This is a genomic window from Acinetobacter sp. CAU_H_29a_1, assembly GCF_058599505.1.
The window spans coordinates 2,194,115-2,217,708 of record NZ_CM178655.1; the positions used below are offsets into that span (position 1 = coordinate 2,194,115).

Consider the following 23,594-nt stretch of genomic DNA (forward strand, 5'->3'; position numbering starts at 1 on the left):
CAAACTTGAATAAAATTGCCCTCATTATATACACTGATTTGTAGAAAACTGTCGAAACAGTTTATTTTAGCCTATAATATTTTATGTTTTTATCCACATTTACCATTGACTCTAAAGAATGACTAAAGTACAAGAGCAAAACTCGACTTATCTTTTACTGCGTTTTGTAAGCAAACAACCTATTAAATTTGCACGTTTTTTTGCTAAGGGTTTAGCAGGCTTAGTCAATCTTTTAAAAATCAGTAAAAACAATGATGCTCTCAGACTCAACTTAAAAATTGCACTGCCTGAGCTGAGTGATGAGCGACGCGAAGTGATTGCGAAACAAGCAGTACGTAATGAACTGACCACCTATTTTGAGTTTTTTAGTATTTGGGGTTCAAGCAATCAGAAAAATATTGAACGCATCCAAAAAGTACATGGCGAACATTTGCTACATGAGGCGCTTGCTGCTCAAAAAGGTTTAGTCTTAATCGTACCTCATTTTGGGACTTGGGAAATTATGAATAGTTATGTCGCCCAATTTACTGAAATGACCATTATGTACAAGCCAGTTAAGGATCCTGGCGCTGACTTATTTGTTCGTGAGGCACGCAGCCGTGAAGGTGCTCATCTTGTCCCTACCGATGAATCTGGGGTACGCCAAATTTTTAAGGCGCTCAAACAAGGGGGAACAACCGTAATTCTGCCCGATCATACCCCAAAACAAGGCGGTGAAATGATTCCTTATTTTGGCTTTCCTTTAGCTTCAAGCAACCTGAGCGCCAAACTGATTCAAAAAACCAAAGCCAAGGCTTTACTGCTCTATGCTATTCGTAATGACGATGGCTTTGATATGTACATTGAAGAAATCAGTGAAAGTATTTATCAGGGTACAGCCAATGATGGCACCTTCGTCATTCACCAAGCCATTGAGGACCTAATTCGTCGTCACCCAGAGCATTATCATTGGACCTATAAGCGCTTTAAAGCCAATCCTGAGCTTCGAACACTGTATAACCTTCCCTTTAATGAGGCTGTGACACGTTTAGAGCAACTGCGTATGGAACAACAGATTCAGTCGACTGCAACCACTGTCGAGTCTGACGTTGTGCCGTCAGCTCAATAAACCCTGTAGACTGCGCAATAAAACCGATACTGCCTTGCTCTGCTGTTGTTAAGAGTGGGATGTTTAAAGCTTTCAAACGGGCTTGCGTTACTGTACTTGGATGCCCATAGCGGTTATTGAACCCTGCTGAGGCAATTGCTAATTTCGGTTGATAATGTTTTAAAAATGCATAGGCTGAACTATGTCGACTGCCATGATGGCCCAAGACCAATACATCAACTTTTAAGTCTGGATAATCCTGTAATAATTGAAACTCGGTTTGCCAGCCTGCATCCCCCATAATCAGAAAATACTGATAAGGCTGTACATCCTTCACCTGTATATAGACCACACAAGATAGCTCATTTTGCTGATATGGCACTTGTGCCAATTGATTGGCTTTCGGTGACAAAATTTTGATTTCCACTTGTTCTGACCAGTGCCAGATCTGACCTTGTTGACAATAGTTAAAGTTTGACGTAGTTGCCACATCCAATTGCTGATTAGAGTAAACTTGATTGATCGACAACTCATTTTTTAATGTGGCATAGCTTCCACTATGATCTTGATCCAAATGTGTAAGTATCAGCTGATCTAATTGGCTCACGCCTTGCTTCGATAAAAATGGCTGAATAATCTGCTTAGCAACGCTAAACTTCGATTCATCATAGGAGCCACCAACATCAATCATGGCATGCTGTTGCCCATGTTGCATATACACCGCTTGTCCCTGACCGACATCCAAGACGATCAACTCAAAAGGACTGCTTTGGCTACTGAACCCCAACAAAGGAATCAAACCTAGCACGAGCCATGATTTTGGTAGACTCGGTTTGGGCATAAAAACAATGATTAAGAGCACAATCAGTAAAATGACTTGCCAAGTATTGAGAGCAATCGGGTACAACTTAATCGGTAGTAGCACATCCAGCACATTGAGTATGCCCAATAAAAATACCAGCACCCAATCTGCCAACTGAAACAAAAGGCTGCTCAGCGGTTCAAAAAGATAAAAAGTAAATGCTGCCAAAACCTCCAGTGGTACAACCAGTAAACTGATCAGTGGAATAGCGACAAGGTTACTGATTGGGCTCACCCATGAGACTTGCTTGAAGAAAATAATCACCAAAGGCATCAAAGCCACAAATATTTTCCACTGCGACTCAACCAAAAGTTTTAGGCTAAAAACGAGTTTTTTCTGCCAAGACTGCGGGCGAGTCAAATCGAGCCGAATCGTGGTTTGATAAATGCGTAAAAGCACAAAGCACGCACCATAGGACAACCAAAAGGCAGCTGATAGAATTGAAAAAGGATCAAACAGTAAAAGGAGGGATGCACTCAATAAGAGTAACGTCAAAGCTGAAATTTTCTGCCTGAGCCAAATCAACACACTTAAACAGAAACAACTGAGTAAAGTACGAAGTGCAGGAATCTCAAAACCGACAAAGGCACAATACAGCAATACGCAGCAACAAAATGGCAATAACAATGCATAAGGTCGTGGGATTTTTAGAAAAATCTGTGGCCAATAACGATTTAGCACCTTTTGTAAAAGCCAACACAGCATCACGGCAAAGATCAGCACATGTGGCCCAGAAATCGCTAATAAATGGCTAATGCCAAAGCGTTGAAAAAGTGCTGTCGTCTCCTTATCTAAGAAACTTTCATCCCCAGTCAGGAGCGCTAGAATTAGACCCTTATGACTTAAAGGCTGGTTATAAATAAAATAACGAATATTTAATCGCTGTTGTTCTATACCCAGTTGAATTTTATTGAGTATGCCCTGCTGTTTTCTTAAATAATTAGTATAGCCTAATGCAGAAATTTCTGATTCAGACAAGGGTTGTATGTGCTTGAGTTTAAAACCCGACATAAGATTACGTTGCAGATACCACTGCTCAACATCGAATACACCTTGCACCGAATAACTATGTGCAGGACGTATTTCCCCTGTCAGTCGGTAGTATTTCCCAAGTTCCAAGACCTCTTGCTCATCCGAGATCCTTTTTTGAAAACTCAACCACTGCACTGGTTGCACATGTCGGTTCAAGACCTGTATTTCTTGCTGAATGGTCTCAGCACCCAGTTGGTTAATTTTTGCGATATAAACAATAATTTCAGCATCTTCAACTTTTGTTTCTTTATAAGCTAGACGCTGCTGCAAAGCCGATTGTGCATAATGATATCCCGCAGTTAAAAAAAACATGGAATAAATCAGTCCGCATATAAACTGCAAAATAAGGGCGTGTTTGTGCTTAAAGAGAAAAAACTGTAACGGCAAAAGTACGCTGACCAAAATCAGCGCTGGATAAAAAAGGTGATTTAGAATGGGGACGTTCTGCCCCATCAATGCAATTCCTACAATCCAAGCAGCAGCATATAAAAACTTCATTCTTTTATTCAGTTATTTTTTTTATTGGCGCCATAATAAAGCCCACCGAAGTGGGCTTCAATAGATAGTGGCTTTATCTCATATTTTTATCGGCTCTCAGCCTAGTCATTGACCCAAAGACCATCTTGCATATGCAAAATAGAATCGGCGGACTGAGCCAGTTGTTCATCATGTGTCACGATCAACATCGCCATATTGAACTCTTGACGTAAATCCATCAGCAGCTCAAAAATTTTGCTTGCTGTTTTCCGATCTAAGTTGCCTGTCGGTTCATCCGCCATCATTAATGCTGGCTTGGCCACCAATGCACGCGCTAATGCAACACGTTGACGTTCCCCACCCGAGAGCTCACCCGGTTTATGGGTTAAACGATGCGTCAATCCGACACGTTCGAGTAAATATTCGGCTTGCTTTTGTACATCTTTAAAGTTAGTACCTTGACGTAACATCAGTGGCATTGCCACATTTTCCAAAGCGGTAAACTCAGGCAACAGATGATGGAACTGGTAAACAAAACCTAAGTGTTGATTACGTAAATAACCACGTTCAGCTTCATTTAAACTGTCAAAACGACTACCCTGCAAAAAAACCTGCCCAGAACTCGGACGGTCTAAACCGCCCAAGACATGCAACAAAGTACTTTTTCCCGAACCACTCGACCCCACAATCGAAACGAATTCACCAGCTTTGACTTGTAGAGAGAGGCCTTTAATCACCTCAACGGTCGACTTACCATCGGTAAAATGTTTTTCAATATTTTGTGCTTCTAAAACAATTTTACTCATAACGTAATGCCTCCGCGGGTTGGATTTTTGCAGCACGCATTGCAGGATAAATTGTTGCAAGGAAACTTAAAACTAAAGACAGTGACACAATGGTTAATACATCTTGCCATCTTAAATACGATGGTAAGTAATTGATAAAGTAGGCATCAAACAGATGCAGTCCCATCACGTTGTTTAGCCAACCCACAAAACCACTAATTCCAGACGCGAAAACAATGCCGAGAATCGCGCCCGATACCGTACCAATTACACCAATAATCGTGCCTTGAACCATAAAAATACGAGTAATGGTCGCAGGTGATGCACCAAGAGTACGTAATATGGCAATATCCGATTTTTTATCGGTCACGACCATTACCAAGGACGACACAATATTAAATGCAGCCACCAAGACAATTAGGAAGAGTAATAAGCTCACCATGGCCTTTTCCATTTGGATCGCACTAAACAAATTTCCGTGCGTATAGGTCCAATTCGAAGCATAAAAACCGCTTGGCAGATCCATGACAATTTCATCAGCCACTTTAGGTGCTGCAAAAATATCATCCAATTTCAAGCGAATGCCTTGCGCGCCATCAGGTAAGCGTAACAACGTTGATGCATCATTCAAGGCAATGTAGCCCATCATCGAATCGACCTCAGCACCAATGCTGAAAATGCCCACAATTTTGAAACGTTTAAAACGCGGTACCACACCCGCTGGTGATGGTGTTGCCTCCGGTAAAACCAAAGTCACACTATCATTTAAACCTAAACCTAAGGCATCGGTCATTTGTTTGCCTAAAACAATACCAAACTCACCTTTTTTTAAGTTATCAATACCACCTTCAACCATGTGGTCTTGGATAATCGAAACCTTTTTTTCATATTGAGGTTCGATCCCCGTGACCATAATTCCAGCCACTTGGCCTTGTGCCGTAAGCATCCCCTGCAATTGAGTAAACGGTGCTACGCCTGTGACGTGTTCCTTTGTCTCAATTTTTTTTGCAAGTTCAGGCCAATCTGTTAAAATTTGTGTTGAAGAAACAGTGGCTTGAGGTATCATTCCAAGTACACGTGTTTTCAACTCTCGGTCGAAACCATTCATTACAGATAAGACTGTAATAAGTACAGCCACACCCAGTGTTAGACCGATCATCGAAACCAGTGCAATAAAAGAAATAAAGTGGTTGCTACGCCGTGCGCGAGTATATCTCAACCCTATATACAGCGAGATTGGTTTAAACATACCATCTAGTCCGAGGTCATAATTATGGAAAATTTACAGCATCAAAACGTTCAACCAGAACGTCGTGTGATGTCACGAATCGATGCAGCCTTGAGAATTAACTATCAGATCATTTCTGATGATGTTGCCCTGAATGACCCTTACGATCCTAATTTTGTTTTACCGCGCTATTTTCTACTACTCGCAGAATTAGATCAATTTGATCATGCACTAAACTACGAATTAGAACAATTATCTGAAAAAGATCAACAAATTGCTCGAATCTTATCCCTATTTAACCAGAAATTAAACCTGATCACGGGGTCTTTGTACGACACAATTGTACAAACCATGTTACCTACGCCTGAACATGTGAATTTTTCTGAAAGTGGTTTGAGTTTCTATAGCGAAAAACAAATTCAAGATGGTACCTATATCCACTTAACCTTGAGCCACCCTGAAAACTTCTTCCATATTGCCGCGATTGCACAAGTGGTGTACAGCAATGAAGAGGAAAATGGCAAGTGCCGTACGGGAGCATACTTTATTACCTTGCACCCGCAAGATCGTGTCAAATTGGCCGACTGTATTTCTTTGACGGTCGAAGATCATTAAAGCCAGAACCTTGGACTAGTTTTGGCTTTTTAACTTTTGGGCAAGTTTCCGACTTGCCTGAAGATCTTTATAAAAGTAAACGAACAAACCTGACAATAAAACCACTGCACCCAAAATCACCATCATCGAGAGTTTTTCTTGATTCAGCACAGCACCTATAAATAAAGCAATCATCGGTGTCATGACGGTAGTCAGCGATAAAGTCGTAGGTTGAATTTTCTGCACCAATTTAAAATAACAGAACATCGCAATCAATGATGCCATGACGACCGTATATAGCAGCGCCAAGCAAGTTTTCAAATCGGGCATTTGCTGCGGTGCATGCTGCCAAATAAACGGCACAATACATATAGCCGCCAATGTCGACACCAAAATTGAACCTGTCGCTTGTGCAACGGGTTCAATATTCGCATTGACTTTTTTCACCCAGAAAATAGAGGCTGCATAAGAAAATACACTCAGTAACATCAGTCCAATCCCAAACGGATGGACATGCTGTGCTGTACCTGCAAGGCAAATTATCGCAAGTCCCAGCAGTGCAATACACATCCCAAGCCACTGCATCGCACTCAAATAGCTCTTAAAGTAAAAACGTCCGATCAGCCCTGCCATAATCGGTGCTAAGCCAAACATCAATGCAATCATGCCTGAACTAATATAGTTGGTGGCCACATAGGTAAAAAACTGCGAGCCAATCAAGCTAAAAGAACCAGCCAAATAACTATGCCAAGCGACTTTATCAGTGGGGAACTGTCGCTTTAAAATCAATAACAAACAAATCGCCAAAGGCAGCGCGATGAAAAAACGTAATACCAACGCCCACAGCATATGTAAATCGGTCACACTCCACACAATCGCTAAAGGCGTTGTGGACCAAATAAAAACCAATAATCCATAGGTTGCCATCAGATTGGCTTTAGAAGACATAATCAGCTCGATGCTAAATGGCGGTTTTGCGTTTTTGCTTTTGAATGGTTTGGTCTAAAGAACTAGAAAATTCTCGTTTATCACGTTCAGAAATAGGCGGTGGGCCACCCGTGTTTACTCCTGCTCCACGTAATGAATCCATAAAATCACGTAAATGTAGGCGCGCTTTGACATTGGCTGTAGTATAGATTTCACCACGTGGATGAATTGCGATTCCACCCTTTTCAATCACCTGCGCCGCCAGCGGAATGTCTTGTGTCATCACAATATCATTCTCTTTCATGCGTTCGATGATTTCTTTATCCGCGGCATCCGCCCCACTCATCACTTGAATTGAATTAATGCGAACGGAAGGCGTAATCCCGACATTTTGATTGGCCACAAAGGTCACTTCAAGCTGATAACGATCAGAAGCACGTAAAATCACTTCACGTAAAATTTTAGGCAATGCATCTGCATCGACCCAGAGTTTAAATGGCAGCACTGCACATCCATAAACAAAAGAAACTACCTTAGTCTAACAAACTCAGTGCTTGAGCATAATAGATAAAACCGCTCAAAATCCCTAATACAAAGCTTGTGTCATACTTTATAAGTATCACAAGGAAATGCTTTTACTATTTTGTCTATCAAATAAAGTAAGGCTTTAGTCTTTTTTGATGATTTTCCAGTAAAAATAAAATATAGGACTTGAAATATAGAAATAACCCTCGATTTAATAGGGATATATAACCTCATTCAATCGTGCATATGAACAATCAAAATAGTCCAGAAATAATCACCATTGATGACCAAAACTTTGGTAGCCACGTCGAGCATTGGAATTTACTCACCGATAACCCTGCACAAGATGTCCCTAAATGGTTAGGTTTAGCTTTAAATGCACCAATCATGCCGATGGGTTTATGCCAGACTGAACAAGATATGGATGCGGGTTGTTGGCTCATTCAAGGTCCAAGTCAAGCGGCTGTTCAACTGACTCAAGTCATCGCGGTTGAAGACAATAAACCCAAGGCTGTTAAAACTGCATTTCCAAGTTTTAATAGCCCCTATAAAGTGTCTGCTGTGGTTGAACGCATCATTCGCGGTCAATCCAACACACAAGCCGTTTTACGCTTAAACTTAGGCAATAACAGTATCGTCTATGCTTATGACAGCTTATATAGCGTCAATCATGCTCAATACCAAAAAGACCAAACCTATATCGCACATCTCAATGCATGGGCATATGAACTAGAAGCAGTCGCAGATCACGAGCAACTGGTGGTTGATGATCCTGCATCGATTAAACATCATCGTGCCTTGAACGATATTTTGGCAGCAAACAATGGCATTGCTCCTGCAAACCTGCAAGAACAGATTGATGCATGGGAACCAAAGTCGGATGATGACAAAGAACCTGTGACTGTCGATTTTTCAAAAATGGTCGCTTATTTGTATGGCGAAAAGATCGGTCAGGAAGATGAAGCATGGTTTCAAGGGAATATTGTGGGCAAAACCAGCATGCAATTTATGGAACAAGACTACACTCTGCTTGATGTTGCCTTGATTCATGAAGACAACCAACCTGCAACACTGATTCGTATTGCCACTAAAAATCCAGAGTATACCAACTTTAATATTGGACAATACATTCGCGGCAATATTTGGATTCAAGCCAATATTTATGCATTAAATCAATAATTTATAAAAATAAGCCAACGTAAACTATGCAAGCTCGATGTATAGGTTACGTTGGCTTCTTTATTTATATCAATACGTTTTATTTTAATTTGAATTCATTTGTATAAAACTTATCCACATATTTTATTATCTCTTGCTATTTTAAATTCATTTAAAAGCACATTTATCCACAGTTTTAAATTCAATTATCTTATTTTAACGATGAATTATAAAATCCTAAGTTCTATGACTTTCAGATAGTTAGTTATTGGTATCTGCTAGCTTCTGGGTTAACTCAGCATAAACTTGAATATTTAAGTGATTATGTATAGTGGAGATCTGATTATTTTTAATTAGTACTTTATTTAAGCATTTTTTTATGTTAAAAATACAAAAATGCAATAGGATTTTAACGATAATTAAATCGGAATAAAAACTTCCATGAAAATTATGCAAGAAGAAAATATACAGCATGTTGAACATCAATTAGAAAAGCGTTATCAGCTTGACGCTTATTCGTGCATGTTTTTTGTGTTAGGCATGATGATTTCTGCCTACTTCTTACATCAGTTCATCCTGTAACTGATTTCACGTCGCAGCCTAATTCAAGAAAGCCAACTTTGTTGGTTTTTTTATGTCTAAAAATATCTGCTACGCCGTATCACTGGATCATTCTTTCCATGTTCTATGCTAAGAAACATGGCACCCACAAAACTACTTGTATCCCATAAGCAAAGTTACTCCCCCCCCCCTACTTGTCACACTCACCTACCACCGCACAAATTGGTGAAAAGTTTTAGACATTGAGACAAACCTACAATAAAAAATAGCAATTTTAGATATAAAAAACCTGCAAGTCTAAACTTGCAGGTCTCTGAAAATACTATAAAAATTAGAACAAACGGTTCATACCATTTAAGGTCGCTACACGATACGCTTCAGCCATCGTTGGATAGTTAAACGTCGTTTCTACGAAATAATTGATGGTATTGTTTGGACTATTCATCACCGCTTGACCAATATGAATAATTTCCGAAGCGTTATTACCGAAGCAATGTACACCCAGCACTTCCAAAGTTTCACGGTGGAATAAAATTTTCAACTCACCCACTGTGTCACCTGTAATTTGCGCACGCGCCAAATGACGGAAAGAAGCTTGCCCCACTTCATACGGAATTTTTTCTTCGGTTAACTCTTGTTCAGTTTTACCAATCGAAGAAATTTCTGGAATGGTATAAATGCCTGTCGGAATATCAACCACAGGTTCTACACCCACTTCACCGCTCATGTTTGCACCTGCGCAACGACCTTGGTCATATGCAGCAGAAGCCAGTGAAGGCCAACCAATCACATCACCCGCAGCGTAAATGTTTTCCACTTCGGTTTGGTATTGATCATTGACTGTAATCTGACCACGGCTGTTTGGCGTAATACCAACATTTTCTAGACCTAAGCCATCCGTATTTCCAGAACGACCGTTACACCACAAAATAGCATCTGCTTTAATTTTCTTACCGCTTTGTAAATGTAGCACCACGTGATCATCATACGTTTCAAGATGATCAATCTGCTCATTATGGCGAATCAAGACCCCTTGTTGACGTAAGTGATAAGACAAAGCATCAGAAATTTCATCGTCTAGATAACTCAGCAATTTATGCTGTGTATTAATCAGATCAACTTTATGATCTAGTCCAATGAAAATAGACGCATATTCACAGCCAATCACACCCGCACCATAAATGATGATTTTTTGGATCGAATAATCAAGGTCTAAAATTTTGTCCGAATCGAATACACGCGGATGATTAAAATCAAGCGCCGCAGGACGGTATGGACGGCTACCCGTTGCAATCACGATTTGTTTGCACATGATCGTTTCTTTGATGCCTTCAGGGCTAAACACTAAAACCGTATTTTGGTCTTGAACATAGGCACGACCATGGTAAATATCAATTTTATTGCGGTCATAAAAACGTGAGTGTGTATCAACCTGTTGTTGAATCACTTTATGTGCATTTTGAAGCACTTGCTTCATTGTAAACTGACGCCAGTCGCCCATTTTTTTAAACATTGGGTCGCGGCGATAACGGATAATACTCGATACCGTTTGACGTAAAGCTTTACTTGGAATGGTCCCCACGTGGGTACAGTTACCACCGAGCTGCTCACGTACATCTACAATCGCAACACGCTTTCCAGATTTGGCAAGTTTCATTGCCGCGCCTTCACCCGCAGGGCCTGAACCTAGAACGACCGCATCGTACTTAACGAAAGTTCCACCAACGACCTCTTTTTTACGTGGCATTCAACGCTCCTTCTTCAAAAACTTATTACTTATCTTGGGCATATTATGACGTAATTGCAGGCAATTTGCTGTATTTAGCTTACATATATTAAGTGATAACCACATTTAGTAAATGAATAGTATTTCCGCCCTATCAATTCGCATTTCCGCTATACTAATACTGCTATTTTTAGCATCTCCCCCGTCAAAAACAGTGGAATAGTTGAATATGTCTGAAAACCGTAAACCTGAGCAGGGTATCAAACTTCGTGGCGCAGAAAAGGTCGCGCGTATACCTGTAAAAGTTATTCCTACGGTTGAAACGCCACGCAAGCCGGATTGGATTCGCGTGAAAATGGCAGCACCCGAAGAAGTGCAACGCATTAAATCAACCCTACGTGAACAAAAACTACATACCGTTTGTGAAGAAGCTGCATGTCCAAACCTCCCCGAATGTTTTGGTGGCGGTACTGCAACCTTTATGATTATGGGTGACATTTGTACACGTCGTTGTCCTTTCTGCGACGTGGCACATGGCCGTCCAAATGCACTTGACGCAGACGAACCACGTCACATGGCTGAAACGATTTCAAACTTAGGTTTAAAATATGCCGTGATCACTTCTGTAGACCGTGATGACTTACTTGACGGTGGCGCACAGCACTTTGTTGACTGTATTAAAGAAGCACGTGCATTAAGCCCGAATACTTTACTTGAGATTTTGGTACCTGACTTCCGTGGTCGTATGGACATTGCGCTTCGCATTATGACTGAGTGTCCACCTGATGTGTTTAACCATAACATTGAAACTGTGCCGCGTTTATACAAAGCGATGCGTCCAGGTTCAGACTACCAACACTCTTTAAATTTGCTGAAAATGTTTAAAGAATATTGCCCTGACGTTCCAACCAAATGTGGTTTGATGGTCGGTATTGGTGAAACTGAAGAAGAAGTCATTTCACTTTTAGATGATTTGCATGCACACGGCGTTGACTATGTAACAATTGGCCAGTATTTACAGCCTTCAAAAGAGCATGCGCCGATTGACCGCTTCGTTACACCAGAAGAATTTGAACGCTACACTGCGCATGGTCAAAAGCTGGGCTTTAGAAATATTTGGGCAGCGCCGATGGTTCGTTCAAGCTACTTCGCTGACCGCCAATACTATGGTGAACCTGTACCAGCAGTACGTCGCAAAGCAGATCCTGCGAAAAAGATTGCTGTTCAAACAATTGAAGCTTAATTTGCTGTGGTGTTAAACAGTTAAAACGCAAAAATTAAAAGCCCTCATATGAGTAATGCCAGTCAGTTAAGCAAAAAAAGTTAAAATGCTGTAAAAAGAGCGTATGTAAATACGCTCTTTTTTTATGAATTTATCTCAGAATCTAGATTTAACATTAAAACAAACCTTACCTTCACTTTCACAATTCAGTGAATTGATTGATTTAAACTGGATTGAAGATTGCTTAGACCAAACAGGTAAAGCATCAATTCGAAAAAGAAAACTGCCTGCTGAACATGTTGTTTGGCTGGTAATCGGACTTGCTCTATTTCGAAATCAACCGATTTGGTATGTGGTTCAACAATTGCAACTTGTTTTCGGTACGGCAGAATACTGTGTACCGAGTGCATCCGTACAAGCAAGACAACGCTTAGGCTTAGAACCCATGAGTGCTTTATTTTCGACATTAAGTCAGGCATGGTTTAAAGACTCACAACAACAATATAGCAACTTTCACGGTCTATGCGTTTGTGCTGTAGATGGTGTGGTTTGGTCTATGCCTCATACAGAAGAAAACTTTAAGCACTTTGGTTCATCCAAAGGCAAAACAGCAGCTGCACCTTACCCACAAGTTAGAGCGACTTGCCTGGTGAATACCAATACCCATGAAATGATTGATGCCCAAATGGGCAGTATGGATCAAGGTGAATTAACCTTAGCCAGTCAATTAAAAGCACCAGTTCGCAGTATTACCCTATTTGATCGTGCTTACTTCTCTGCTGATTTTTTAGTGAGCTGGCAATCTCAGGCAGAAGAGAGTCATTGGTTGATGCGAGCAAAGGACAACCTGCGTTATGAAGTGATTCATCATAATGCGGCCCATGACTTTCAGATCAAAATGCCTGTTTCAGCAAGAGCAAAAAAGATAAATCCGTCATTGGGTGACTATTGGGAAGCACGTTTAATTGAAGTTGAATATGCAGGAAAAATAAGACGTTACATTACATCATTAACAGATTCTAAAGTTTATCCATTCAAAGACCTTGCAATGCTTTATATCCAGCGTTGGGAAATAGAAATGTGTTATCGGGAAATTAAAAGTGATTTACAGGATGCAAGGATTTTAAGAAGCAAACAACCTGATTTGGTCTATCAAGAATTGTGGGGGGTATTTATTGCATATAATATCTTAAGAAGACAGATGAGGTTTATCGCTGAACATGCAAAGGTGAGTCCTTTAAGGATCAGTTTCCATGTTGCATCTATGAGTATTATCAATATCTTAAGGCACACACCTTTAGAATCAGCAGGAAACCTACCCAAACATTTAGCGCAATTATTTGAACAATCTAAAATATTTGTATTACCTGAAAAAAGGCAAAGGCAATGTCCGCGAGTAGTGAAAATTAAAGCACAAAAATATCCAAGAAAATGCCAGTCAATTTCTTAACTGACTGGCATTACTCATATGAGGGCTTTTTTTATTACGATCTTCGTTCTTTATATTTTTCAATTACGTATTCATACATTTCTAACACAGTCATTGTTCAATAAACACCCTAATCTAATTCAAAGTCTAAAATAATCGTGATGCTACACATCACATCAAATTCATTTTATTACACCTTTTTAGTCTACGTTTTGCCTTATTTTCCGTGGAATTCTATAAAACGTATGACTCACCTCACGGTGTAAACAACGGGAGGTTTCAATGGGTTTCATTTTCGCCATTCTGTTTTTAATCTGTATCCTCTGGGCTATTTTTTATTTTGAACTCAGTCGCTTAATGGCAACTGCAATCATTATTTTTGCATCCCTCTTCGCTGCTATTTTTATCAGTCCGTGGTCATTACTTCTAGGTCTGCCCTTAATTATTCTCAGCCTGATTGTGGTTATTGATCCATTACGAAAGTCTTTAATCACTCAACCTGCCTATAAAGCTTTAGCCAAAGCAATGCCGAGTATGAGCAGTACCGAACGTGAAGCATTGGATGCAGGCACCAGTTGGTGGGAAAAAGAGTTATTTATGGGCGCGCCTGACTGGAAAAAATTTGATGGTTATGTCTACCCTACTCTGTCTGCTGAAGAGCAATCCTTCTTAGATCATGAAGTTGAACACCTTTGTGGTTTACTCAATGAATGGGAAATTCATCATCACTTAAAAGATCTTCCTGTTGAAGCATGGCAATACATCAAAGAACAAGGCTTTTTAGGTTTAATTATTCCCAAAGAATACGGCGGTCGTGCCTTTAGCTCCTTTGCACAAAGCCGCATCATGAGCAAAATTTCTTCACGTTCACTGACCACTGCCGTCAGTTGTATGGTGCCCAACTCTCTAGGCCCAGGTGAATTGCTTTTACATTATGGAACTGAGGAACAAAAACAACGCTACTTACCCGGACTCGCCAAAGGCGAAGAAATCCCCTGCTTTGGTTTAACCAGTCCTGAGGCTGGTTCAGACGCGGGTGCAATACCGGATACAGGCATGGTCTGCTATGGTGTGTTTGAAGGCCAAGAAGTGCTTGGTTTACGTATGAACTTTTCAAAACGCTGGATTACACTGGCGCCTATTGCGACTGTGATTGGTCTCGCTTTTAAACTCTATGACCCTGATGGACTATTAGGCGATGCAAGCAAAACTGAATACGGCATCACCTGCGCATTATTACCTGCCAGTCATGACGGTGTCCAAGTCGGTGCACGACATAATCCTGGTTCACCCTTTATGAATGGCACGGTCGATGGACAAGATATTTTTATTCCACTCGATTGGATTATTGGTGGGGTGGAAAATGCAGGTAAAGGTTGGCGCATGCTGATGGAATGCTTAGCCGTAGGTCGTGGGATTTCTTTGCCAGCGCTCTCCACTGCTTCCGCTGAAATGGCCTATTTAAGTGTCGGTGCTTTTGCCAAAGTCCGCCAACAATTTAAAATTTCTGTAGGACATTTTGAAGGCGTGCAAGAAGCCACCAGTGATATTGCCAGCGGTGCGTATATGTTAGAAGCTTTTCGCTATATGGTGACCTGTGGTTTAAATGAAGGTGGAAAACCTGCTGTTATGACAGCTATGGCCAAATACTATGCCACCGAAACCATGCGTAAAATTGTCAATCATGGGATGGACGTCGTTGGTGGACGGGCGGTACAAATGGGTCCGCGCAATTTTTTAGCACTGAATTATCAGGCCATCCCCATTTCAATTACCGTTGAAGGGGCCAATATTTTAAGCCGTTCTTTAATGATCTTTGGTCAAGGCTCAATGCGCTGTCATCCTTATTTATATGAAGAGCTACAACTCCTCCAAGCAGAAGATACAAAGGTAGCTTTAGCGCCTTTCGACACGCTACTTTTTAAACATTTAGCTTATACTTTTAACCGCGCAGCACGTTCATTGAGTTATGGCATATTCGGTGGCCCTTCAGATGCTTCCGCACAGACAGATGCTTTCTCACGTCCTTTTTACAAAACGATTAACCGTTTCAGTGCCAACTTCGCTTTAACCGCAGACCTGTGTTTAGGCTTACTTGCAGGCGATATTAAACGCAAAGAAATGCTTTCAGGGCGTTTAGCCGACATTCATGCTTATTTATTTATCGCGACCGCTATTTTGAAGTTTTATGAAAAAGGACAACGTAGTGAGGTGGAACAACAGCATGCACAACTGGCTTTAGAAAAAGCATTTGTCCAAATTCAGGATGCATTTGATGGACTATTCGCAAATTTTCCTATGCGAGCCGCTGCTTGTGTAGTCAAGTTCATCTGTTTCCCTTTTGGTCGTGTTGCCCAGCAACCAAGTGATCAGCTAAAAATGCAATTAGGACTTGCCATCATGGAAAATAACCCGTTCCGTGAACAACTGAAACAGCATGTTTTTTACAATACCGATCCAGATGATGTCTTTGGGCGTATGGAAAATGCGTTCCAAGCAGCATTAAAGATTGATCATCTGTGGACAAAGTTTAAAAAAGCGGAATCCAAAGGACAATTTGAAGGCTTAGATTTTGAATCACATATCCAACACGCACTTGAAACAGGATTCATCAACCCTCAGGAAGCCGATCAGTTGATTCATTACAATGCTCTACGCTTCGATAGTATGCTCACCGATATTTTTGATCATGAGCTTGAACAGACACTAGATTTAAAGAGTCCTTACAATACTAAGGCTTCCTATATTCAACTATAGCTAAATTCTAAAAACACTAGCACATGGAAACATCTGTAAAACCTCATTTCCTATGGTTTTAGGTGTGATAATAAATTAAGTATTCAGCTATATAACCTTTCATCGGTTTTCGAAACTCCTAAAAAATAAAAGTCCGTCTACGGGCTTTTATTTTATCCATACAATATAAACCAAGACATCAAAGCGAAGTTTTAAATCCAATACACGTTTAAACGATAATAGAACTCTTCCACTTCCAAACGAACTTGATATCCCAGTTGGGTCAATTCTGCTGAAAAATGACGAATATCTTCTAGGGGTAAATGTTTTGGCAGAACTGTAAATACCGCAGTATTTCCCTGTTTCGCACTCTCCTCAATGAGTGAAGCTAAACGTAATTTATAGATTCCAATATCTAAATACGCTTGGTTGGACATAATTTTTGCCTGTTCGGCATTAATAAAAGCAGCCATCTTTTCCTCCAAATTAGCACAAGTTTTGACTATGAAACTAACGTAGAACACAGCAGCACGTAATGTGATTTGGTAACAATGTGTAGCTGTTGCTCAGAAAAATAATAAGAAGAATCAAATCTATTTAAAAAGGCAGCGACTACAATCCAAATTTTTCTGTTCACCAAACTCACTTACCGTTACAGAAAAAATAAATAAAGTTACCATCTATTTTATTTAAATAATAATTGTTATCATTTGCAATATTGTTTACTAATACACCAACTCTCTTCCATGAATAGCACGACTCAAATTGATGCCTTGGTTCATTCGGAAAAAGTCCGTCCGAAGCCTGCCAAAAAGAAGAAAGTCGACACACCGCTTAGCTACCGCTTGATGGTGTTGTACCGATTTGCACTGGCCTTGCTTGGCGGTTATCTCCTTGCTGCGCTCTCTGCATTAACCATTGCTAAAGTCTTTATTGCAAATCCTGTAAATGCGGCCATGAGCGCCACCCTCATTGCATTTTGTCTTAACTGTGCTGCCTTTATTTGGGTCTTTATGGTTCAAAAAACCTTAAAAGCAACGCTCGGCATTGCTGTGCCATGTATTGCATTGTATGCCCTACTCAAATTTTTAGGATAGTTTTTCAATGCGTGTTGATCAAAAAGCGGAAGGACCGCGCCAATCCATGTCATGGTTGCATACATGGGCCAGTCTCATTTTAGGATGGCTGCTGTATGCAATTTTTGTAACTGGAACCCTGAGTTTTTTCCAAAATGAAATTTCTACTTGGATGAAACCCGAAACACATCAATCTATCCCTGCGCAGTCTCAAGTGCAACAGATGCAGGTCGCGCTCAAATATTTACAGAAAAACCACCCAGATGCTGGCAGTTGGAACATTCAACTGCCCAACTCACGCCAAACCACAACTGAAGTGACTATTCGTGCCGTTGGTGAAGACCCGAAAGCACGTCGTGGTGGAACACGCATCACCTTAGACAGTGCGACTGGTGAAGTGATTGAACCACGGGATACGCGTGGTGGTGGATTCTTATATCGTTTCCATTTTGAATTGTACGGTTTACCCCGCCTGTGGACGCGTTGGTTGGTCGGGATTGCCACCATGTTCATGTTGGTCGCAATTGTTAGCGGCATCATTACCCATAAAAAAATCTTTAAAGATTTCTTTACCTTTCGCTCTGGCAAAGGTCAGCGTTCATGGCTAGATGCACACAACGCAACCGCTGTTTTTGCACTGCCTTTTCATCTAATGATTACCTTTAGTGGCTTACTACTACTCATGTTTATGTTCATGCCTTGGGGAATTAACCAAGCTTATGAAAATCGACAACAGTTTTTACGTGACCAACAGGCCAGCATGATTGAGCAGCCCCAAAAGGCTGAAGATGTGCAGCACGAAGGTCGTAGTCAACGCGAAGGCGAAAGAGCAGCTCGTGGAGAACGGGGACAGCAACGCGCTGAACATGCTCAAGGTCGTGGTGAGGAACGTCCGCAACCAGAACTCCACCCTGCCCCACTGACAGAACTAGCGCCGATTATGGTAGCAGTACAACAACAGTGGAAAGACAATCCAATTGCTTCAATTAACATTATTTCACCCAATACAGACCAAGCCAAAATTGAGTTTCGTGCCTTGCGTGCCGAAAGCGTCGCGCATCGTAATATGTATGCAACCCTCAACTATAACGGCGTCACGGGTAAAAACGAAACGGATAAAAATATACGAATAAAAAACCCATCGATTCCAAGTGGCATTTATAACGTGGTCACTGTCTTACACGAAGCGCGTGGCCTCGACTTAGCACTGCGTTGGTTATTATTCTGCTCGGGTATTTTAGGCACGCTCATGGTGGCGACAGGTCTGATCCTTTGGTGTGTAAAACGTGCACCCCAACAGCAGAAACAAGGCTATAAATCGTTTGGTTTCCGACTGGTTGAAGTCCTAAATATTGCGGCCATTATTGGTTTGCCTTTGGCCTGCGCGGCATACTTTTATGCCAACCGTTTCATTCCAGCAGATGTAGAAATGCGCCTGAACTGGGAAATTCGTAGCTTTTTTACCGTATGGTTACTCACGCTGATTTATGCCATTTTCCGTAACCACCGCCAAGCATGGTTAGACTTACTTTTATTGGCAACACTCGCTTTCGCCTTGCTACCAGTGGTCAACTTGATGACAGGCGGTCAAGCTTTGTGGAATAGTATTGCACAGGGTCAATGGATGATTGCATCGGTTGACCTAGCCATGTGGGTAATGGCAGTGATCTTCTATTTCGCTTATGACAAAGTTAAAAAACATCAAGGTTTGCCGGATAAAAAAGTGAAAGCACCTGTTCAGGAGGCCGAAGCATGATTTGGTTTCTGGTCATTTGGGCTTTAGCAGCCTTAGGTTTTTTTGCTCTTGCCAGCAGTATGTCTAAGCACCAAAAGCAAATCTTTACTAAAGAACTGACGCTTCAGCAAACACGCTTAGCAACCACTGTGGGTTGGTTACTGTTAATTGTTTCTTTGCTCATTTGCTTAACGCAAGGACATTGGAGCACCGAAATCAGTTATTGGGTCGGCGTAATTAGCTTCGCTGCACTGTTTGTTGGACTTTGCTTAAGTTATTTTGAACAAAAAATTAAGAATATCGCTGTTTCAGTTTTACTCTTATTTATATTCAGCCTAACTTTGCACCTGATCTGAGCGTAAAAGCCAATCTTCGGATTGGCTTTTTCACTTGAAAGCATTAGGCTATCCACAGTTTAAATCTTTGGTTATTTGTATGCCTAAATCTCCTAAAATTCCTGCTGAATTGGTCAACCTTGCAACAACAGGTAATAGTGACGCTCAATTTGAACTTGCTGAACTGTATATGCAAAGTGAAAATGAAGATGACATTACGTTTGCAGAAGAATGGGCGCTCAAAGCAGCAGCATTGGGTCATGTGGAAGCCATGTATTGGCTGGGTGAAGGTTATGCTTTTTATGCCAAAGAACTTCGTGAAGAAGATCCAAGCGATGCTGAAACCTACTTTGGACATGCACATCACTGGTTAAAACAAGCCGCTGAACTCAAACACCCTACTGCAATATTAGAGTTGGCTGGTTTTTACCGTCGTGGTGATGTGGTTGAAAAAGATGTCGCTAAGTCAATTGAACTGGTACAACAAGCAGCGGAACTGGGTGAAGCTCAAGCCATGCGTGATTTGGCATTCATTTATGAAAATGCATTAGGTGTCGATGCCGATGAAGAAAAAGCCAAATACTGGCACGACAAAGCAGATGCCGCAGAACAAGAATAAATACAAGTCCATCCTTTGATGTCATGCCAGTTAGTGAATAAACTGACTGGCATTTTTTAAATTTCATTCGATACGCCATAAGGTCATCCGCAACCTAAGCAAGAATAAAAGCAATGCTTTTATTTGCAGCGTAAGACGAAGTAATCGCCTTTAAAATGAATTGTTTTTGCAACAAAAGGCGCTCGACATTCAGAAAGTGAACAGATTTTGCGGATGGCAAATGTTTTTGGTTCTTTTACCGAAAAAAAGAACGCCCCAAAAATTGGACTTAAAACTTACGCACAAAAATAATATCCAAATCCTGCTTCGGTACAAAATTCTTTTCTGTCATTTGAAATTGTGTCGAACTGATCTTTTTCACCTGACCATTCCAACAAAATGAAACCAACTCATTCGGGTCACGCTCAATGGTCAGTTTAAAACTTTGAATAGGTTTCGCCCAATTTGCACCCGTTTTTAAGATATAGCCCAAGGCTTGATAAGGTGCATATTGCGACTTGGCCTTTTTCAAACCCGCTTTGAAGTTTTGATCTATACAATAGATCTTCTCATCTTCTTCTGGATATAAAGAGACCGAACCACCGACCAATGGCATGTATTCATGTTGTACATGGGTCAACGCATTGGCCTTAAACTTCTGCTGCCAACTATAAATAATTTGCGATTCCCAATAAATTTCATCATCCGCCTGATAGGGCTTTAAAAGCTGCTGCACTGTTTTGTCCTGACAACGATACAAACGCTGATTAAGCGTAGAGTCTTGTTGCAATAACCACGGATACATCAAATCTCGATCTGAAAAACCACATTTTTTCAAACCCGCAGTCACATCAACGACTTCACCATTGGAATTGAAGTCCCCACTAGCTGTTAAAGCGGGTAAAAATGTACGCACATGGGTTTCTGGCTGAATCTTTTGTGCATTGGCTTGTACTTTAAAGCTTTGAATCAATTGTTCGGTATGCGCAAAATCGCTTTCACGCGAACTGCCCACACGCGGCAAGGGAAATAAAACAGTTTCCGTAATATCTTGAGTTGTAAGATTTTTAAATTGGTAATTCACCCGAATGATGTTTTTACTGATAAACAAATCTTCACTTTGCATACTGATTTTTGGATTTTTCAGATATTGCACACCGCCCGTTGCCACAAAACCCGTGCTGTCATTCGCACTGATCTGCATAGAGATGAACACACATAGTCCAAGGATTTTTTTCATTTAATGCCTCCTTTTCATGTTTATTGTGCTGTTTCCATGCGAGCGCTTGAATGATCAAGCACGATCACTTGTCGGCAGATGCCCTCGACTTGACGTTGCTGTTCAAATACAGATGCAGGCATCGCATCAAAACTATCAAAGAAACAGATTTCCTGCTCATCTATAGAATAAACCAGTGAATGATTTCCAATGCCATCTAAAGTATCATAATAGACAATGATAAATTTATTTTGCTCAAATGCCTGTTGAATTTGTTGGTAATTGATAGCCGCTAAAACTGGCAGGTTTAGTTGCTCAGCTTCTGCATAACTCAATTTTTCTTGTGCTTGAAGCTCTGGGTCTTCATCAGTATAAAATTGAACATCAAAGCCAAATTTCTTTAATCCGACTGCCAAGCCAATGGTTGTCGTTCCGTTTTCTGCATCGTAACCACAGACCTCTATCAACTGTTCAATATCCGCATCGATATATAAATGCTGGAGTAGCATCCATACCGCATAAATACCGCCATTAGCTTCAAGGTTCATTAAGGATTCAGGGATATTCAAAGCCATAACACAATTCAAAAAAGATGATTGTGTTGATAATAAACAAACATCGTTGGAACTGAATCAATTTCCAAGTACAATACTTCGCTAGTCGAGGGATGCTGCGACTTTTTCACAGGTACATAGATGTGAAATCGCTAGGCTCGACGATCCGGTTCAAATCCCTTTTGAATCAACAACGGCATCCGCGAACTGAATGATCAATTTTTTATATTAGGAGATCGTGATGAACGCGGTTACTGCTTCATTTACAGATTACAAAGTTGCTGATATTTCACTCGCTGACTACGGCCGTAAAGAAATCAAACTTGCTGAAGCTGAAATGCCAGCTTTAATGGGTCTTCGTAAGCGTTATGCTGCTGCAAAACCACTTGCAGGTGCGAAAATCCTTGGCTGTATCCACATGACCATTCAAACTGCTGTTTTAATTGAAACATTGGTTGAATTAGGTGCAGAAGTTCGCTGGACTTCTTGTAACATCTTCTCTACTCAAGACCACGCTGCTGCTGCAATTGCTGCGTCTGGTGTTCCTGTATTTGCTTGGAAAGGCGAAACAGAAGAAGAATACATGTGGTGTTTAGAACAACAAATCAATGTGAATGGCACACCTTGGGATGCCAACATGATTTTGGATGATGGCGGTGATTTAACCCTACTTGTTCATGAAAAATATCCTGAAGTGATTGCAAAAATCCACGGCGTAACTGAAGAAACGACGACAGGTGTTCAACGTCTGTATGAAATGCTTCGTGACGGTACTTTGAAAGTTCCTGCAATCAACGTGAATGACTCTGTAACTAAGTCTAAAAATGACAACAAATATGGTTGCCGCCACTCACTGAATGATGCCATCAAACGCGGTACAGATATGCTTTTATCTGGTCGTCGTGCACTTGTGATTGGTTACGGTGACGTAGGTAAAGGTTCTGCACAATCACTTCGTCAAGAAGGCATGATTGTACGTGTGACTGAAGTTGACCCAATCTGTGCGATGCAAGCATGCATGGACGGTTACGAAGTTGTATCTCCATACAAAAATGGCGTACAAACAGGCAAGAAAGAAGACATCAATGTTGACCTTCTTGAAAACACTGACCTGATCGTAACAACAACAGGTAACTACCACGTATGCGACGCTGCAATGCTTGATTCATTAAAAGCAGGCGCTGTTGTATGTAACATCGGTCACTTTGACACTGAAATCGACACCAACTACTTACGTGGTTACAAGTGGGTTGAAGTGAAGCCACAAGTTCACCAAGTGTATCGTTCAGAAGATGAAAACAATTACTTGATCCTGCTTTCTGAAGGTCGTTTAGTTAACCTAGGTAATGCAACGGGTCACCCATCACGTATTATGGATGGTTCTTTTGCCAACCAAGTACTAGGTCAAATGCACTTGTTCGCTGAAAAATTTGCGGATCTTGCTGAAGATCAAAAACAAGCGGCTATTCGCGTAGAACTACTTCCTAAGAAATTAGATGAAGAAGTTGCGGCAGCAATGGTTGCTGGTTTTGGTGGCGTCTTGACTCAATTGACTCAAGAACAAGCAGACTACTTAGGTGTTCAAGTTGAAGGCCCATTCAAGTCGGATGCTTATAAATACTAAGTTTTATATTTCCCCCTCATCCTAGCCTTCTCCCAGTGGGAGAAGGGACTTTTCATTATTAATTCAATTTATAGTGAAAGTCCCCTCTCCTGTAAAGCGGGTTT

At 40.9% G+C, this 23,594-nt stretch carries 21 protein-coding genes; 12 read left to right on the top strand and 9 right to left on the bottom strand.

Annotated elements, in window-relative coordinates; all coding sequences use genetic code 11:
• Nucleotides 1-118 precede the first annotated feature (118 nt).
• Complete coding sequence (locus tag AC4MDD_RS10965) at nucleotides 119-1,108, top strand: lysophospholipid acyltransferase family protein (RefSeq protein WP_491881618.1); 990 nt, start codon at nucleotides 119-121, stop codon at nucleotides 1,106-1,108.
• On the opposite strand, the gene AC4MDD_RS10970 is transcribed toward AC4MDD_RS10965, so the two are convergent.
• From AC4MDD_RS10970 to AC4MDD_RS10980, 3 genes are all read right to left on the bottom strand, one after another.
• Nucleotides 1,008-3,479: a DNA internalization-related competence protein ComEC/Rec2 gene (locus AC4MDD_RS10970; protein WP_491881619.1), complete on the bottom strand. Its 2,472-nt coding sequence runs from the start codon at nucleotides 3,477-3,479 to the stop codon at nucleotides 1,008-1,010. The genes AC4MDD_RS10965 and AC4MDD_RS10970 overlap by 101 nt on opposite strands.
• Before the next feature lie 101 nt (nucleotides 3,480-3,580).
• On the bottom strand, nucleotides 3,581-4,264 hold the full coding sequence (gene lolD / locus AC4MDD_RS10975; RefSeq protein WP_004693913.1) for a lipoprotein-releasing ABC transporter ATP-binding protein LolD: 684 nt from the start codon (nucleotides 4,262-4,264) through the stop codon (nucleotides 3,581-3,583).
• Nucleotides 4,257-5,492 carry a lipoprotein-releasing ABC transporter permease subunit gene (locus AC4MDD_RS10980; protein ID WP_004980646.1) on the bottom strand — a complete coding sequence of 412 codons (1,236 nt, stop codon included), beginning with the start codon at nucleotides 5,490-5,492 and terminating at the stop codon, nucleotides 4,257-4,259. Before AC4MDD_RS10980 ends, lolD begins: the two co-directional genes overlap by 8 nt.
• Before the next feature lie 24 nt (nucleotides 5,493-5,516).
• Between AC4MDD_RS10980 and AC4MDD_RS10985 the strand changes: the two genes are divergently transcribed.
• Entirely contained in the window at nucleotides 5,517-6,086 is a 570-nt protein-coding gene (locus AC4MDD_RS10985) for a PilZ domain-containing protein (protein WP_010326393.1), read from the top strand.
• Nucleotides 6,087-6,101: 15 nt separating this feature from the next.
• On the opposite strand, the gene AC4MDD_RS10990 is transcribed toward AC4MDD_RS10985, so the two are convergent.
• Together AC4MDD_RS10990 and AC4MDD_RS10995 are read right to left on the bottom strand one after the other, a co-directional pair.
• Entirely contained in the window at nucleotides 6,102-7,013 is a 912-nt protein-coding gene (locus AC4MDD_RS10990) for a DMT family transporter (protein ID WP_491881620.1), read from the bottom strand.
• 13 nt (nucleotides 7,014-7,026) lie between these two features.
• The gene (locus AC4MDD_RS10995) at nucleotides 7,027-7,497 is read right to left on the bottom strand and encodes a YaiI/YqxD family protein (protein ID WP_004693920.1); all 471 of its coding nucleotides are present in this window, start codon (nucleotides 7,495-7,497) and stop codon (nucleotides 7,027-7,029) included.
• Nucleotides 7,498-7,763: 266 nt separating this feature from the next.
• Between AC4MDD_RS10995 and AC4MDD_RS11000 the strand changes: the two genes are divergently transcribed.
• Together AC4MDD_RS11000 and AC4MDD_RS11005 are read left to right on the top strand one after the other, a co-directional pair.
• A complete protein-coding gene (locus AC4MDD_RS11000; protein ID WP_491881621.1) occupies nucleotides 7,764-8,696 on the top strand; it encodes a hypothetical protein in 933 nt (310 codons plus the stop codon).
• A 420-nt stretch (nucleotides 8,697-9,116) separates the two neighbouring features.
• The gene (locus AC4MDD_RS11005; protein WP_004693924.1) at nucleotides 9,117-9,257 is read left to right on the top strand and encodes a hypothetical protein; all 141 of its coding nucleotides are present in this window, start codon (nucleotides 9,117-9,119) and stop codon (nucleotides 9,255-9,257) included.
• Between the two features lie 310 nt (nucleotides 9,258-9,567).
• Here AC4MDD_RS11005 and sthA read toward each other — a convergent pair whose 3' ends face one another.
• Nucleotides 9,568-10,983, bottom strand: coding sequence for a Si-specific NAD(P)(+) transhydrogenase (sthA, locus tag AC4MDD_RS11010; protein WP_004693926.1), 1,416 nt, complete (start codon nucleotides 10,981-10,983; stop codon nucleotides 9,568-9,570).
• A gap of 208 nt (nucleotides 10,984-11,191) precedes the next feature.
• Here sthA and lipA point away from each other — a divergent pair, with 208 nt between their 5' ends.
• From lipA to AC4MDD_RS11025, 3 genes are all read left to right on the top strand, one after another.
• Entirely contained in the window at nucleotides 11,192-12,205 is a 1,014-nt protein-coding gene (lipA, locus tag AC4MDD_RS11015; RefSeq protein ID WP_004693928.1) for a lipoyl synthase, read from the top strand.
• A gap of 124 nt (nucleotides 12,206-12,329) precedes the next feature.
• Entirely contained in the window at nucleotides 12,330-13,634 is a 1,305-nt protein-coding gene (locus tag AC4MDD_RS11020) for an IS4 family transposase (RefSeq protein WP_062032364.1), read from the top strand.
• 261 nt (nucleotides 13,635-13,895) lie between these two features.
• Nucleotides 13,896-16,370 (top strand): acyl-CoA dehydrogenase, encoded by a 2,475-nt coding sequence (locus tag AC4MDD_RS11025; RefSeq protein ID WP_491881622.1) that lies wholly within the window; start codon nucleotides 13,896-13,898, stop codon nucleotides 16,368-16,370.
• 191 nt (nucleotides 16,371-16,561) lie between these two features.
• Here AC4MDD_RS11025 and AC4MDD_RS11030 read toward each other — a convergent pair whose 3' ends face one another.
• Nucleotides 16,562-16,822 (bottom strand): hypothetical protein, encoded by a 261-nt coding sequence (locus tag AC4MDD_RS11030; protein ID WP_125273050.1) that lies wholly within the window; start codon nucleotides 16,820-16,822, stop codon nucleotides 16,562-16,564.
• Nucleotides 16,823-17,095: 273 nt separating this feature from the next.
• Here AC4MDD_RS11030 and AC4MDD_RS11035 point away from each other — a divergent pair, with 273 nt between their 5' ends.
• The 4 genes from AC4MDD_RS11035 (at nucleotide 17,096) to AC4MDD_RS11050 (ending at nucleotide 20,114) form a co-directional block, all read left to right on the top strand.
• Nucleotides 17,096-17,446 (top strand): hypothetical protein, encoded by a 351-nt coding sequence (locus AC4MDD_RS11035; protein ID WP_005399742.1) that lies wholly within the window; start codon nucleotides 17,096-17,098, stop codon nucleotides 17,444-17,446.
• Nucleotides 17,447-17,453: 7 nt separating this feature from the next.
• Complete coding sequence (locus AC4MDD_RS11040; RefSeq protein WP_491881623.1) at nucleotides 17,454-19,181, top strand: PepSY-associated TM helix domain-containing protein; 1,728 nt, start codon at nucleotides 17,454-17,456, stop codon at nucleotides 19,179-19,181.
• Nucleotides 19,178-19,516: a DUF3325 domain-containing protein gene (locus tag AC4MDD_RS11045; RefSeq protein WP_491881624.1), complete on the top strand. Its 339-nt coding sequence runs from the start codon at nucleotides 19,178-19,180 to the stop codon at nucleotides 19,514-19,516. Before AC4MDD_RS11040 ends, AC4MDD_RS11045 begins: the two co-directional genes overlap by 4 nt.
• A 79-nt stretch (nucleotides 19,517-19,595) precedes the next feature.
• A complete protein-coding gene (locus AC4MDD_RS11050; RefSeq protein ID WP_491881625.1) occupies nucleotides 19,596-20,114 on the top strand; it encodes a tetratricopeptide repeat protein in 519 nt (172 codons plus the stop codon).
• Between the two features lie 268 nt (nucleotides 20,115-20,382).
• Here the strand turns inward: AC4MDD_RS11050 and AC4MDD_RS11055 are convergent, their stop codons facing one another.
• Nucleotides 20,383-21,333: a DUF4424 family protein gene (locus tag AC4MDD_RS11055; RefSeq protein WP_491881626.1), complete on the bottom strand. Its 951-nt coding sequence runs from the start codon at nucleotides 21,331-21,333 to the stop codon at nucleotides 20,383-20,385.
• A gap of 20 nt (nucleotides 21,334-21,353) precedes the next feature.
• The gene (locus AC4MDD_RS11060) at nucleotides 21,354-21,887 is read right to left on the bottom strand and encodes a cysteine peptidase family C39 domain-containing protein (protein ID WP_114837006.1); all 534 of its coding nucleotides are present in this window, start codon (nucleotides 21,885-21,887) and stop codon (nucleotides 21,354-21,356) included.
• Between the two features lie 220 nt (nucleotides 21,888-22,107).
• Here AC4MDD_RS11060 and ahcY point away from each other — a divergent pair, with 220 nt between their 5' ends.
• Complete coding sequence (ahcY, locus tag AC4MDD_RS11065; RefSeq protein ID WP_491881627.1) at nucleotides 22,108-23,490, top strand: adenosylhomocysteinase; 1,383 nt, start codon at nucleotides 22,108-22,110, stop codon at nucleotides 23,488-23,490.
• Nucleotides 23,491-23,594: the final 104 nt, after the last annotated feature.